The organism is Bradyrhizobium sp. STM 3843 (genome assembly GCF_000239815.1).
GTDB lineage: Bacteria > Pseudomonadota > Alphaproteobacteria > Rhizobiales > Xanthobacteraceae > Bradyrhizobium.
The window spans coordinates 1-14297 of the sequence record NZ_CAFK01000175.1 but is presented as its reverse complement, the minus strand read 5'-3'; the positions used below and the strand labels follow the sequence as shown (position 1 = coordinate 14297).

13 protein-coding genes and 1 tRNA gene are annotated in these 14297 nt (G+C 63.3%); 7 read left to right on the top strand and 7 right to left on the bottom strand.

Annotation, left to right across the window (positions count from 1 at the left end; translation table 11 throughout):
• Positions 1–31 precede the first annotated feature (31 nt).
• Positions 32–1573 (bottom strand): SNF2-related protein, encoded by a 1542-nt coding sequence (locus BRAS3843_RS41820; RefSeq protein ID WP_201768857.1) that lies wholly within the window; start codon positions 1571–1573, stop codon positions 32–34.
• A 524-nt stretch (positions 1574–2097) separates the two neighbouring features.
• Here BRAS3843_RS41820 and BRAS3843_RS40820 point away from each other — a divergent pair.
• The gene (locus BRAS3843_RS40820) at positions 2098–2883 is read left to right on the top strand and encodes a hypothetical protein (RefSeq protein WP_139024912.1); all 786 of its coding nucleotides are present in this window, start codon (positions 2098–2100) and stop codon (positions 2881–2883) included.
• 336 nt (positions 2884–3219) lie between these two features.
• The gene (locus tag BRAS3843_RS18790; protein WP_008970579.1) at positions 3220–4257 is read left to right on the top strand and encodes a tyrosine-type recombinase/integrase; all 1038 of its coding nucleotides are present in this window, start codon (positions 3220–3222) and stop codon (positions 4255–4257) included.
• Positions 4258–4415: 158 nt separating this feature from the next.
• Here BRAS3843_RS18790 and BRAS3843_RS18785 read toward each other — a convergent pair.
• Together BRAS3843_RS18785 and BRAS3843_RS18780 are read right to left on the bottom strand one after the other, a co-directional pair.
• Positions 4416–4490 (bottom strand) — tRNA-Glu (locus BRAS3843_RS18785).
• A 208-nt stretch (positions 4491–4698) separates the two neighbouring features.
• Positions 4699–5034: a hypothetical protein gene (locus BRAS3843_RS18780; protein ID WP_008970578.1), complete on the bottom strand. Its 336-nt coding sequence runs from the start codon at positions 5032–5034 to the stop codon at positions 4699–4701.
• Between BRAS3843_RS18780 and BRAS3843_RS18775 the strand changes: the two genes are divergently transcribed.
• Complete coding sequence (locus BRAS3843_RS18775; RefSeq protein WP_035982137.1) at positions 5033–6088, top strand: RluA family pseudouridine synthase; 1056 nt, start codon at positions 5033–5035, stop codon at positions 6086–6088. The genes BRAS3843_RS18780 and BRAS3843_RS18775 overlap by 2 nt on opposite strands.
• A 218-nt stretch (positions 6089–6306) precedes the next feature.
• Positions 6307–7206, top strand: a complete 900-nt coding sequence (rpoH, locus tag BRAS3843_RS18770; RefSeq protein ID WP_008970576.1) for an RNA polymerase sigma factor RpoH — start codon at positions 6307–6309, stop codon at positions 7204–7206.
• 138 nt (positions 7207–7344) lie between these two features.
• On the opposite strand, the gene BRAS3843_RS18765 is transcribed toward rpoH, so the two are convergent.
• The 3 genes from BRAS3843_RS18765 to BRAS3843_RS18750 form a co-directional block, all read right to left on the bottom strand.
• Complete coding sequence (locus tag BRAS3843_RS18765) at positions 7345–8586, bottom strand: GGDEF domain-containing protein (protein ID WP_008970575.1); 1242 nt, start codon at positions 8584–8586, stop codon at positions 7345–7347.
• A gap of 511 nt (positions 8587–9097) precedes the next feature.
• The gene (locus BRAS3843_RS18755) at positions 9098–9709 is read right to left on the bottom strand and encodes a LysE family translocator (RefSeq protein ID WP_008970574.1); all 612 of its coding nucleotides are present in this window, start codon (positions 9707–9709) and stop codon (positions 9098–9100) included.
• A 73-nt stretch (positions 9710–9782) separates the two neighbouring features.
• Positions 9783–10190, bottom strand: a complete 408-nt coding sequence (locus BRAS3843_RS18750; protein ID WP_008970573.1) for a response regulator — start codon at positions 10188–10190, stop codon at positions 9783–9785.
• A 149-nt stretch (positions 10191–10339) separates the two neighbouring features.
• Here BRAS3843_RS18750 and BRAS3843_RS18745 point away from each other — a divergent pair, with 149 nt between their 5' ends.
• Entirely contained in the window at positions 10340–11176 is an 837-nt protein-coding gene (locus tag BRAS3843_RS18745; RefSeq protein WP_008970572.1) for an SDR family NAD(P)-dependent oxidoreductase, read from the top strand.
• A 953-nt stretch (positions 11177–12129) separates the two neighbouring features.
• Here BRAS3843_RS18745 and BRAS3843_RS18740 read toward each other — a convergent pair.
• Entirely contained in the window at positions 12130–12936 is an 807-nt protein-coding gene (locus BRAS3843_RS18740; protein WP_008970570.1) for a lytic murein transglycosylase, read from the bottom strand.
• Positions 12937–13096: 160 nt separating this feature from the next.
• On the opposite strand from BRAS3843_RS18740, the gene BRAS3843_RS18735 reads away from it, so the two are divergent.
• Together BRAS3843_RS18735 and BRAS3843_RS18730 are read left to right on the top strand one after the other, a co-directional pair.
• Positions 13097–13609: a hypothetical protein gene (locus BRAS3843_RS18735; RefSeq protein ID WP_008970569.1), complete on the top strand. Its 513-nt coding sequence runs from the start codon at positions 13097–13099 to the stop codon at positions 13607–13609.
• 411 nt (positions 13610–14020) lie between these two features.
• Positions 14021–14297: hypothetical protein (locus tag BRAS3843_RS18730; protein WP_035982141.1), on the top strand; the 277-nt coding region annotated here is incomplete at its 3' end.

Here is a 14297-nt window from a genome sequence, read left to right as displayed (position 1 = left end):
GGCCGTTGAGATCGACGCGGCCGAGGCTGCGCTACAGCAGGCCTTCCTTGAGCCGCTCGACCAGCCAGCGGCGAGTGTCCTCCCATTCGGTGAACAGGATCAGCCGGCGGTCCTGCCAGGCGTAGCTCTCGTCGAGCATATGCTCTTCGATCCAGTCGAGCATCGCCGCGACACGGGCATCGGGCTCGTCGCACGCAGCGGCGCTGATGACAAGCATGCGATCGACATGGGCGATGGCGGCGTTGAGATCGCCTAGCTCGCCCCGGGCGTGATGGGTCGCAGCTTCGATGTCTTCGTTGTCCTCGATCAGCTCGGGCGTCGTCTCGATGGTGTCGGACGCAAGCTCCTCGCTCTTCCTGGCGAGGCTGCGCCGATGCGTCGTCAGCGTGCGGTGGAACGCTGCGATCGAGGAGAACAGACGCTGCTGCAGATTGGCGAACAGGAAGCGCGCCTTGCTCCCGCCGGTCGACGACTGGCTGTACTCGTCGAGCATGATGGCGAGCCGCAGCTCGGCCGCATCCGGCGGCAGGCCGGAGATGGCGATGGGATCGACGATGCGCGCGGGAAAGGCGTGGCCGAGCCGGCGCAGATCCTCCTTGAGTCGGCGCACCATGACCGGCTCCAGCTCCTTGGCCTCGACCGCAATGCCGCGGGTGAAACGCTGCGGATCAAGGATTTCCAGCAAGGTCGCGAACGAATTGGAGTGGCCGTTGTGCGGCGTCGCCGACAAGAACAGGCGATGCTCGAACAGCGAGGCAATATCGCGAACCGCCTTGGTCATCTGGCTTTCGACCGCCCAGGCGGCCCCAGATGATGGCGCGGCGTGGTGCGCCTCGTCGAGGATGAACATCGATCCCGCGCGGAACGGCGCCAGCAGCTCGCGCAGGCCGCCGGTATAGGTCTCGTCGGAGAGCACGCTGTGCGAGACGATGAAGCGCGAACCGACGCTCCAGGGATTGGCAGAAAAGCCCCGGGTGCGCCGCGTCTCCAGGAGATGCTCGCGGTCCACGATTGTGAAATCGAGGCCGAACTTCTGCACCAGCTCATCCTGCCATTGCAGCAGCATCGACGCCGGTGCAGCGACCACGATGGTGTCGACGCGACGCCGCAGCAAGAGCTCGCGCACGATCAGGCCGGCTTCGACCGTCTTGCCAAGACCGACATCGTCGCCGATCAGGAGATTCACGCGCGGCAGCTCCAGCGCCTTGGCGAGCGGCAGCAGCTGGTAGGATTCGAGCCGGATGCCAGCGCGGAACGGCGCCTGGAACAACTTGCGGTCGGCGGCCGTGGCCGTGCGCCATTCCGTGGACCGCAAATATGCGCCGAGCCGCTGCGGCCCCTCGAAGGTCCGGGTGAGCAGCGGCGACCAATCGTTGGGATCGAGGATCTCCGGCTGCAGCTCTGCCGAATAAGCCAGCTCTATCGCCTCGCCCTGCGAATCATCTTCACAGGAGATGAGGGTGACGACGTCGACCGGTCCCCGCCGCTGGGAGCCCTCGACGATCCAGCTCTTGCCGCGGACTTTAAGGAAGCTGCCGATCTGAGGGAAGGAGGGCCGTGAGCCCTTTATCACGCCATCCTTCACTACTGCCCCCTAAAATCTCTGCCCCACGGACCAAGGGCTACCAGAATCCAGTCCAAATTTTATTCGACGAATTGACGAGAAAAGCGAAGCCGCTTTACCGATAGTCGTCCGTTGCGGCGCCAATGCCGCTCTGGACGGATAAACGGTTCGGCCTCGTGAAAGGTGCCCTACCGCAAGCCAGAAGCAAACAGTGACCTCGGCTTAAACGCTTTCGACCGCGTTCGCCGGCTGGCTTGAATGCCCCTTCGCAAAACCAATCGCATTCGTACCAAGTCCAACAGGCAGTTCGCCAACCGATTTGGCCGTCCAGCTGCGCAACTTTCCGCTCGCCGAAGGTGCTCGCGCCGGACGACGCCATGCGCCGAATCGGCAGCCCTTAACGTTGTGAACTAGTGTCGGATGCTGAACTCCTCCGCAACGGCTCGTGTCCAGATAAACCGCGTCGGTCAGGTTGGCGGTGCAATTGCACCACTTTTCAAGGTAATCTCGGATCTCATCTGAATTTTAGTCGAATGGAGTTGACATGTTCTTCATCTGAGTTTTATTCAGATGAAATGACGGCCCCTTCAAACATTATCGATGCAGTTTCGGACCTCCTCGGAGTTGCCAGGGCGACGGTCGCCCTGCAGGACCGGATGCTGGTCACAAGCGGACATCGGTCGATCACCGGGCGCGGGAGAGCTGCTCGTGGGTCACCCGAAAGTGCCGCTGCATTGCTCCTCGCGGTAGCAGCGACGCCGCTTTCGGGGCCAGGCGTCAAAGAGACCGCAGTTCACTACGAAAGATATGCGCGCCTTGCCGCCATCGCAGAGAGCGGCGATTGGGCAGCTTGGCCATTGAAACATCTTGGCTCGTTGCCAGCGGGTCACTCGCTGCACGAGGCAATCGCAGCGATCATCGTTGCACTTGGCGAAGGCGTGACACAGGCCTCTGACCTGTTTCTCGATGCGGCGCCCGATGCAGATGGCGTGACTACAGACCTGCGTATTGACGTCGAACTAGAAGCCCCTTGGCCCCACGCTGCAATCACAATTCGAGCGGATCAACGACGATACTATCAAACCGGCGAGGTTGATCCTGCCGATGGCGTTCCGATCTTTCATGAGGATTGCATTGCACAGTTCAAATGCCGCATCGAATATAGACAAACACGTGAAGAGGCTGAGAAGTACTTTGATACGCTCCCTCGGCATCCCAAAGCTGGCCGACGTACTCCTGACCTAAGGCAAACGCGTAGATTTACGATCGCAACGCTTGCACACATTGCTGCACTCTTTTCGAACAGGGTGAAACCGTGACACGAGCTCCGTCTAGCGAACCGAGCGGCGACTCAGTTGAAATTGCGAGGCAAAATTTCAATCCAGGTCTACGAAGTGAATAACGAGACTCCTACTGAGAGGCAGCACAAGAACGCGCTGCCACCGTCGTTACCGCCTCGCGGTTTGTCCCGTGTTCAGGCTGCCGCTTATATTGGAGTGAGCGCCTCGACATTCGATAAATTGGTCGACGACGGTTACATGCCTGGGCCTAAAAAGATCAAAGGCCGCGTCATTTGGGACCTTAAAGCTGTTGACCGTGCATTTGAGGAGCTCGGTGACAACGACGAAAATCCTTGGGACTAATGGTGGCTGAACATGCGCGTACGCCTGAAATACATCAGCGAAGACCTCGATCGGCACGGCAACGTGCGGTGCTATGTTCGCGCGCCCGGAAAACGGAAGGTACGCATTCGCGCTCTGCCGGGCACGCCGGCTTTCATGGAAGAATACCAAGCAGCCATTGCGACGGCTTCCGAGGCTCCGCAGCGGCAGGCTGACGAAGCAAAAAAGGGATCATTCCGCTATCTCTGTATCCGTTACTATGCGAGCGCGGCTTACAAAGCTTTGGACATTAGCACGCGCAATTGGCAGCGCCGGGCGCTCGACGGGATTGCCGGCGAGCATGGGGCCAAGCCGGTTGCGGTGATGGAGCCTCGGCATGTCCGTAAAATGCGCGACGCGAAGGCCGCAACGCCGGCCGCCGCCAATCAACTTCTGAAGGCTTTGCGCGCGTTATTCTCTTGGGCGAATGAGGCCGAGGAAACGACAGTCAATCCGACGATCAATGTCAAGAAACTGCGATATAGGTCGGACGGGCATCATACGTGGACTGATGAGGAAATCATCCGCTACTACGATCGGCATCCGCTCGGATCGCAAGCGAGACTCGCGCTCGATTTGCTGCGATATACCACCGGGCGACGCGAGGATGCCCCCCGCCTTGGTCGGCAGCACGTTCGCGACGGCCGCATTCGATTTCGCCAGGCCAAGAACGAGCACCGCAGTCCAATCGACATCGACATTCCAATGCATCCGGCCCTTGCCGAGAGCATCGCAGCGGCCAACGTTGGCGGCAAGATGACGTTCCTGCTGACTGAGTTCGGCAAACCGTTCACAGCCAACGGGTTCGGGAACAAATTCAAGGATTGGTGTCGCCAAGCCGATCTTCCGCATTGCTCGGCGCACGGAATCCGCAAAGCCACGTTGACGGCTTTGGCCGAGGCTGGCGCGACGCCGCACGAAATCATGGCGATCGGCGGCCACCAGTCGTTGGAGGAAGTTGAGCGCTACACCAAGGCAGCCAACCGAAAGAAAACAGCGGATGCCGCGATGGCGAAATTGCGAGGTGGTTAGGGATGAGCGACAGCTCATTCCCATCAGCGATGGGCAGGCGAAGTTCGGTAGACGATGGAGGCGCAGATTAGATCGTGAACAGATACTGTCCCACTCCAAACCGCAGTGGGACAAAAAACCAAAAATTTAGTAGCAATTACAATGCTAAATTTTGGAAATGGCGCTCCCTAGGGGAATCGAACCCCTGTTTCAGCCTTGAGAGGGCCGCGTCCTAACCGCTAGACGAAGGGAGCGTGAGGTGAACCGAATAGCCGCGAAATCGGCGCGCCGCAAGACGGGCGGTGGAATTATCGTGAGGTTGTTGGTGGGTAGGTTGTCCGAGGGGGTTTACCGCTTGGAGAGAACCCCCACCCCCGACCCCTCCCCGCAAGGGGGAGGGGAGCGCAGCGCCGTCGGGGTGAGAGATGGACCCGACGGACCGGAGAGGTGTTCTTTCCGCCCTTACGGCTCGACAGCAAAGCGCAGCCGGCCGGTGGGTTTCAGGGTTTTGGCGTCGAAGGTGCGGATCTCGGTGGCGCCACCGATGTCGACGGTGACGGCCAGGCGGTCGCCGGCTGCGGCGGTCGCCACGATCCGCGCTCCCTTGGGCAGCACGGCGGTGATATCCGGGCCCGACGCCGCGCTTCCCTCGCCCTTGAAAAGGCGATAGCCGATGGCGACCAGCAGGACGGCGATGGCGACCGACGTGGTCACTCCTGCGATCATCATCATGCGCCGCAGCCGCGCCATCAGCTGGACCTGCTCGGGGGATGAATCGGGCGCAACGGTAGTGTTCATGGAAATCTCGGCTTCCCATCCTCAAGGCTTGGTCAAGGTCGTCGTCGCCGGCGACGAAGGCTCGTCGCGGCTCGACCGCGTGCTCGCGGCGAAGCTGCCGGAACTGTCGCGGTCGCGGCTGAAGGCACTGATCCTGGCGGGCCAAGTCAGCATAGGCCAAGTCAGCATCGGCCAAACCAGCCCGGACCAAGGCAGCGTCCTCGTCGCGGTTCGCGACCCCGCTTACCATGTCGAAGCCGGCGACACGATCACAATCGACATGCCGGAGGCAGCAGCAGCCGAGCCCGCGCCCGAGAACATCCCGCTCCAGATCGTCTACGAGGACGCGGACATCATCGTGATCGACAAGCCGGCCGGGCTGGTGGTGCACCCCGCGGCCGGCCACGAGACCGGGACACTGGTCAACGCGCTGATCGCCCATTGCGGCGCCAGCCTCTCGGGTATCGGCGGCGTCAAGCGTCCGGGCATCGTGCACCGGCTCGACAAGGACACCTCAGGCCTGATGGTGGTGGCCAAGAACGACATGGCGCATCAGTCCCTGAGCGCCCAGTTCGCCGATCACGGCCGCACCGGCGCGATGGAGCGCGGCTACCTCGCCTTTGCTTGGGGCGTGCCGCACCGGCAGCATGGCACCATCAATGCGCCGATCGACCGCCATCCGCACGCTCGGGAGAAAATGGCCGTGCGCACGCGTGGCCGCGAGGCTGTCACCCATTATGAGGTGCAGGAGAGCTTTGCCGGGCGGGACGGCAAGCCGGTGGCCTCACTGCTGGCCTGTCGACTCGAGACCGGCCGGACCCACCAGATCCGGGTGCATCTTTCGCATCTCGGCCATCCCCTGCTCGGGGATGCCGTCTATGGCCCGCATTTCAAGACCAAAGCGAGCCAGCTTGGCCCCGCGGCCCAAGCCGCACTCGCATCCCTCGGGCGGCAAGCGCTGCACGCCTATCTTTTGGTAATAGAGCACCCGCGAAGTGGGGAGCTGATGCACTGGGAATCGGAGCTGCCGGGCGATCTGGCCGCTTTGCGGCGCGCGCTGGGGGCGGCGCTATGACGCAGGGACTTCAGAAAAGCGTAAGCATGCCAATATGTTATAGCAGCCACACGGGGACGTGACCCCGGTTATCCTTCCACCTGCGGGTGGTCTTAGTGTATGTTGCGACTGCGTCGAATAACCGACGCAGGAACATCGCTAGGCGGCCGGCTTTAACCAAGCGACCGTCTTGCCGGGCCCGCCGCTATCGGGGGCCTGAACCAACTGGAGGGCGCTCGATGGCCCGTACAGCTACCTTACCGGTTCTCAATGGAGAATCCGGACTTGCTCGCTACCTCGCCGAAATCCGCAAGTTCCCGATGCTGGAACCGCAGGAGGAGTACATGCTCGCCAAGCGTTGGCGCGAGCATGACGACAGCGACGCAGCGCAGAGACTCGTGACCAGCCACTTGCGGCTCGTGGCCAAGATCGCCATGGGCTACCGCGGCTATGGCTTGCCGATATCCGAAGTCGTCTCGGAAGGCAATGTCGGCCTGATGCAGGCTGTGAAACGTTTCGAGCCCGACAAGGGATTTCGCCTTGCCACCTACGCCATGTGGTGGATCAAGGCGTCAATACAAGAGTACATCCTGAGATCCTGGTCGCTCGTGAAAATGGGCACCACCGCGAACCAGAAGAAGCTGTTCTTCAACCTGCGCAAGGCCAAGAGCCGCATCAACGCGCTGGACGAAGGCGATCTTCATCCGGATCAGGTCAAGCTGATCGCCAAGCGCCTCGGCGTGACCGATCAGGACGTGGTCGACATGAACCGCCGCCTCGGCGGGGACGCCTCGCTGAACGCGCCGATCCGCGACGACGGCGAGGCCGGCGAATGGCAGGACTGGCTGGTTGATACCTCGCCCAACCAGGAAGCCATCATGGCCGAGCACGAGGAGTACGACCATCGCCGCCAGGCGTTGAACGGCGCCATCGGCGTGCTTAACGCCCGCGAACGCCGCATCTTCGAGGCGCGGCGGCTCGCCGACGAGCCGATGACGCTGGAGGATCTCGCCGCCGAGTTCGGCGTCTCCCGCGAGCGCGTGCGGCAGATCGAGGTCCGTGCCTTCGAGAAGGTGCAGTCGGCGGTCAAGGGCGCGATCGCCAAGCAGGAGGCGGCCGCGCTGGAAGCCGCGCACTAAGCGCGGCTTCGACGCGATGCGAATGATGGGCGATACGCGTGCGCGATAGGATCAGACCGCAGAGGGTCAGCGCGATCGAGTCAGCAATGACGATGGGAGCCGGCAGCAACGCCGGCTCTTTTGTTTTTGGGCTTGTTTTCAGCCCGCGAGGCGATCCTGCACGGGGAAGCTCGGACCAAGCCCGCCCTGCCCGTCGGGCAGCTGCTCGTCCGGCGCCAGCGGCGGAGCGCCATCATGGACGGCGTAGCAGTTCTTGCCCTGCTTCTTCGCCGCATACAGCGCCTGATCCGCATGTGCGATCAGCCGGTCCGGAAACAACCCCACCTCGCGGCTCCATTCCGCGACCCCGATCGACACCGCGATCGCGACGTCGGCGCCCGCGGCCGCCTCGGCGTCATCGCGGCAGACCTGCAGCACGCGGCGCGCGATCATCTCGCCTTCGCGCAAAGTGGAGGACGGCAAGACGATGCAGAACTCGTCCCCACCAGTGCGCGCAAGCATGTCGTCAGGCCGCAATCGTGTCTGCGCCATCAAGGTGAAATGCTGCAGACAGGCATCGCCCGCGGCATGCCCGTAGCTGTCATTGATCAGCTTGAAGCCGTCGAGATCAATCACCAGCAGCGCAAACGACCGGCCCGAACGTTCCGAGCGCGCGCATTCCTCGGTGAGCCGCTGCATCAGGTGACGTCGATTGGCGACGCCGGTGAGATCATCGAGCAAAGCAAGATCCGCGACCTCGTTGCGGAGCCGGTCCACCGCCATCAGGAGGAAGCCGAAATTGAGCGACATCGACAGGAAGATCAGGAGCAGCACCGCGACCGATTGCACGTTGCTGGAATGGGTGATGTTGAAATCAAGACCCGTCAGGGTGCCCACTACGCGGAACACGAACATCGCCATGATCATGACGGCAAGAACCCCGGCCAGCCGTGCGCCGGGATTGACGCGTCCGTGCTGCGGGTCAAGAAGCTGCCGCGCGATCAGAAATACCGGCACACACTGGCCGATCGAGTACGCCATGATCCGCAAGGACTGGCTGTCATAAACATAAACGAAGAACGTGACCGCCAGGCTGGTGAGCAGAACGATAAGCGCCGTATTCCGCCACGACACCGGTCGGCCGTAGAAGCGCTGAACCCCCATCGCTTCAAGACAGATCGCGAAGACGATCATCGCGCTGCCCAATAACAGCGGCAGGATCGCGTCAAAATAGATCCGCAACAGAGCGAGCATCGCGGCGGCGGCGGCAACGAGCGCCGATCCGGTCCAGAAGCGGGCAGCTTCCAGATTGGGATAGCTCCGCATCACGTAAGCCCAGATCAGGCCCAGCGCGAGAAAGTTGACGATGAATGCCGTCCACAGCGTCGGGACGCTCAGCATGGCGGCAGCAGAACGCGCGCTCTGTCCCGTCGATGTGCGAAGCTCTTGGCCATGGCGATCCCTGGTGGTTGGAGCACCATGGGGCGAGCGCGCTTAAGAGAACCTCAATGGCGGAACCGAGATTTGGCCGTGGTTTTGAATTGATGAAGATCGCCATTTGCAGCGCGTTAACGCTGACGCCAGCCCGGCCGGCGGCGTCCGCCTGCATCGAGTTGTGGATAACGGCATGACAGACGGGTGACAGCGTGGGGCAGCGGTTCGCGAATCTGTTGGGATCGTCATCCGAGGCTGATGCACAGACAGACGTCCGCTGCAAAGGCCTCGAGTCGCGTTTCAATCCATGAACTCCTGACGAGGACCTGATGGCAAAGAAAGCGAAAAAGGCCGCGAAAGCGACCAAGAAGGCCGCCAAGAAGACCAAAAAGGCTGCCAAGAAGAAGTAGTTGCGCTGCCCCGGGTGGGAGCGCCGCTTCCACCCGGGCTCTCTCCCGCTATGACACGTGGGATCGCGTTAGCGGTCCGTCAAGGCAAGCCGGGCGCCGAGCAGCGCAAAACCACCGGCAAAGGCACGGCGCATCCAGCCCATCACCGCCGGCCTGCTGACCACCCTGTCGCGCACGCGGGCGGCAAACACGCCATACAGCACGAAGACGACGAAGGTCATCGCCATGAACACGGCGCTGAGCAGCAGCATCTCGCCCAGCGGATGCGGCGCGTCGGCTGCAATGAACTGCGGCAGGAAGGCCAGGAAGAAGATCGACAGTTTCGGGTTGAGAATGTTGATCAGAAAGCCGGTCGTGATCACCTGCGCCTGCGATTTCGCCTCGGTGCGGGTTTCGACCGACAGCGCCCCCGTCTCCTGCAAGGTCTGCCAGGCCATGTAGAGCAGATAAAGCACGCCGCACCATTTCAGCGCGGCAAAGGCCAGAGCGCTGGTGTGCAGCACCGCGGCGAGCCCGAAGATCGCCGCCAGCATCGCCGGGATGATCCCGAGCGTGCAGCCGAAGGCGGCGGCGATGCTCGCGCGCCCTCCGCGGGTCAGCGCCACCGCAAGCGTATACAGCACGCCGGTACCGGGCGAGGCCACCACGATCAGGGAGGTCAGGAGAAAGGCGATCGACATCGAGAGGCCTCCGGCTGGCGCTCCCTGGAGCTATCACAGCGCATGGCACGGCGAAAGCGCTCAGCCGATCCTCCTAATCCCGCCGCCGCTCCTCCGCGGCCGGGTCCGCCGAATTGAGCGCAACCTCGGCCTCGCGCAGCACGTCGAGCGGCGCCCACGGCTTCGACCAGAACTTGGTGTCGCCCGGCAGCGGCTCCGACAACGGCAGGCCCGAGGTCACCACCACGTTGAGCCGCGGCTGCTGCTGTTTGGCGATATGCGCAAGCTCGACGCCGCTCATCTGCCCCGCCAGATTGACGTCGGTCATCAACAGCACCAGGCGATTGCCCGGCTTGCTGAGAACGAGCTCAGCCGCCTCCGCGCTCTCGCATGCGATCACGTCGTAGTCGCTCTCCTCCAGCAGCATCGCCATCATGTCGCGCTGCATAGGATCGTCCTCCACGATCAGCGCCGTGGCGCGAAATGGTTTTGATTGTCCCATGCGGTGCCTCCAGAAATGTCCTCGACAAAAGCAATATGGGTTAAAAGCGGAACCGCTGGATGGTTCGGTTCCAATCTGAAAAAGTGTGAGGAAACCGAGATGGCGCTGCAATGCGCAGCGCGTGTCTCCGGGGAGGGAGCAACAAAGCAATGACGGCAATCCGGGGAACGGCGGCGATCACGGGGGCCGCAAGCGGCATCGGACGCGCGCTTGCGCATGAGCTGGCCGCGCGCGGCTGTGACCTCGCCCTCGCCGATCGTGATGAGGCGGGCCTGGCGAGCCTCGCCGACGAGATCGCACGCAGTGGCCGCCAGGTCAGCACGCACCGCCTCGACGTCAGCGATGCCGGCGCGGTCGCGGAATTTGCCGACGCGGCGACCCGCGCGCACCCAGCGCTGAACATCCTCATCAACAATGCCGGCGTCGCGCTGGCCGGGACCTTTGCCGAGATCTCCCAGGCTGACATGGAGTGGCTGTTCAACATCAATTTCTGGGGCGTCGTGCATGGCACGCGCGCCTTCCTGCCGCATCTTGCGCGCAGGCCCGAGGCGCATATCGTCAACCTCTCCTCGATCTTCGGCATCGTCGCGCCGCCCGGACAGTCTGCCTATGCGGCGGCGAAATTCGCCGTGCGGGGCTTCTCCGAAAGCCTGCGCCATGAGCTCGCGGTGGCGCAGAGCCCCGTCAGGCTGTCGGTCGTGCATCCCGGCGGCGTTGCGACCGCGATCGCGCGCAACGCACGCATGGGCCAGAGCATGACCGACAATGAACGGCGCGTGCAGGGCATCGAGCGGTTCGAGAGGTTTGCGAAGACGACGCCGAGGCAGGCAGCGCTGCGCATCATCAAAGGCATCGAGCGCAACGAGCCGCGCATCCTGATCGGCAGCGATGCGCGCTTCATGGATGTCTTGCAGCGGCTCATGCCCGGCACCTATTGGAAGGTGCTGGCGAAGCAGCTGGAGAAGGCGGCGGCGAAGACGGGGTGATCGAACAAGTTTGGCGCCCTTAGTATCAACTGTCATCATCCGCGAAAGCGGGTGATCCAGTATTCCAGAGACCGCAGCTAAATCCCGATAGGCCTCGGCGTACTGGATGCCCCGCTGGAGCCTGTCCTCGGGCTCGCCGAAGGCGAGATCCGGGGATGGGGCATGGCGAATGAGTGTGAGGCAGCGTTCTCGCGACATGGCATGCCCGAGTCATGATCGACATTTTTGCTCCCTCTTCAAACAGAGGGCGCAGGGAAGGCCGGGCCTCGGCTGAGGCCCGTGGCCCGCGTGCGAAAGAAAATGCACGCGGCGGTTACCACAGGTTCAGCCGGAACGACCCGGCCTTCCCTGCGCGATGGGTTACCGCTTATACGCGCTCTCCTCGGGGACCGGCTTTCTTGCCCCCGTCCGCGCGAAGCAAGGCTTCGTCGCGTTCGCGACAACGCTTGCGCGTTGCGCGGGCCTCAGCACCGGGAGGCCAGGACCACACGATTTCGCAGTCCGCATCAGAGTTGTTCGTCGGCTCGCGAATGCGCGCTGCAACTCCGACACGTCCATCGCATCTCAGGCCCGCACTCGTGACGATCGCGAGGCGCCCCTCTTGTGGGCCGAGACGCGGGAGAGTGTGCCGGTGATTTGCCCGACGCTGCAAGCGGTACGCCTGCGACAGGTTGGCACGACGGGCAGTTTGCACATGGCGGGCATGTGCGGCGCTGATCAACCCGCAGGGGGCGCGGTCTTCTCAGGGTCATCATCCGCGAATGCAGATGATCCAGTACTCGCCGACAGCAGTCGTCTCCCGATGGGCCGCGGCGTACTGGATGCCCCCGCCGGAGCCTGTCCTCGGGCTCGCCGAAGGCGAGACCCGGGGACGGGGCATGACAGGGCAGATGCCGCGGGGCTCATCGCTGTGTGACGCCCCGGAATGACCCGAAAGGAGGAAAGCCCTGCCCTCACCGTCCCATCAGTTGATCCGCGAAGTAAGCGATGGTCTTGCGGTAGATCACCGCCCTGTTCCACTCGCGCATCGCCTCGAAATTGGTGCTGCCTTCCTCATAGGACTGGCCCATCTTGAAGCCGTTGGTGTGCAAGAGGTTCGCGGTCGAGGCCAGCACATCGGCGACGCTGTGGCGCAGGTCGACGCGGCCGTCGCCGTCGAAGTCGACGCCGTATTTGATGTAGGACGACGGCAGGAACTGGGTCTGCCCGATCTCGCCGGCATAGGCGCCGATCAGGTCGCGCAAGGGAAGATCGCCGCGCTGCACGATCTGCAGGGCCGCCAGCAGTTCGGTCTGGAACAGCTCGCTGCGGCGGCAGTCATGGGCGAGCGTGGCGAGCGTGCGGATCACCGGCAGCTTGCCCATGTCGCCGGTGCCGAAATCGCTCTCGAGGCCCCAGATCGCCACCAGGATCTGCCGCGGCACGCCATATTGCTGCTCGATGCGCGACAAGAGCGCCGCGTGGCGCTGCAGCCGGGCGCGGGCGCCATTGATGCGGCCGGGGCCAACGCGCGTCGCGACATACTGTTCGAAGGTCTTGTTGAAGGTGTAGCGCTGGCGGCGGTCGAACGCGAGCACGCCTTGGTCGACCGTCACGCCGGACAGTGCCGAACTGACTGTGGCCGACGAGATGCCGGCTCCTTGCGCATCCGCCGAGACATTGGCGATGAAGGAATTGAAGTCGCCGCCGCAGCGGGCGGCCTGCGCCGAGCTTGCCGCAACACAGGCCACGAACAACACAGCCAGACGACGAATCAGCATGCACTTTCCTTCTCGATCGTTGCGATCAGCGGATGATGCCACGGGCGCGACGACGCCGTCAAAAATGCCACTCCCTGCCGCAATCCTGCCGAACAGACTTGATCCGCGTCAATTTCGCACCACCGCTCACCCTTAAGCTGAACGCAAAAGGAGAGACGCCATGATCGGAATTACCTTGTCGACCGACCAGATCCGGAATGCTCCACCGGAGGTGCGGCGCTGGATCGAGCATCAGGTGCTGGCGGGCCTCGGGCTCGCTGCGGACGCGCCGCCGCAGCCGACATTGCCGGTGCAGGGCGCGCATCTGGTCGCGCTGTCCGCCGAGGATGCCGGACGCATCCTGGCGCAGATCGAGGGCATGCTGCCCGCCGTCAACGTGTTCTTCGAATTCGCCCGTCCCGGTGTAGCGCTCGGCCAGCCGCCGGTGATGATGGTTCGCCTGATCGACATCCTGCATCACACCCGGCTGCAGAACATCGGCCAGGTCATGGGCTGCCTGGAGCTGATCAACCGCGCCCTGATCGAGATCCGGCGCGATCCGTCGGCGCGCTTCTGCGGCTTCGACAATGAAGGGCACTGCCTGATCGCACCGGAAACCCAGCGCGCCATCGCAAGCGTCTGGCAGACCGTCATCGCGCAGCAGCACGGCGTCGCCGAGGGCGAGGCGGCGTAGGCGTTTAGTCTATCTGCTCGGCGCTAGGGCACTGACGTCCTTGCAGCCGTTGGCGCGGGGGAGCCGTAGTCCCGTGGACGCAATTGCATAGCCGGGACTCTCGCGCCCAATCTCCATCGTCATTCCGGGACGCGCTCGAAGAGCGCGGGCCCGGAATCCATAACCACAGGCCGGCGTTTCGGTACGCTACCCTCTCCCATCGCGCTCGATGATTTCTCCCTGTGGGTATGGATTCCGGGCTCGCTCGCTTCCGCGCAAATCAGCAAAGCTGATTTGTCGCGCGCGAGCTCCCCGGAATGACGCCCCTATTAGGGACCGCGTAGCTGGACACAGCCGGCCTTGAGCGCGCTCCGATCGGTGGTAGACTTCTGCGCTCACGACCACCAGGGATGACAAGCGATGGCAAACCGGATGCTGAGTCAACGCAGCCTGTTGCGGCTGCCGCTGCTCCGACTGCTGGCGATCAACCTCGCACTCGGGCTGGGCATGGCCACGCTGCTGGTCGGCGGCCTGCTCGCGCTCAATCCGGGCGGCCTGCGCCATCTGATCTTCACCGACCGCTCCCCCGGCGTCGCGCTGGGGCTGCTCCTGATGTCGTTCTTCATCACCTTCGGCTCGACCGCGATGGGCACCGCGATCATGGCGCTCGGCCAGCGCGAGGACAACGACCGCCCGCCCGGCGGCACGC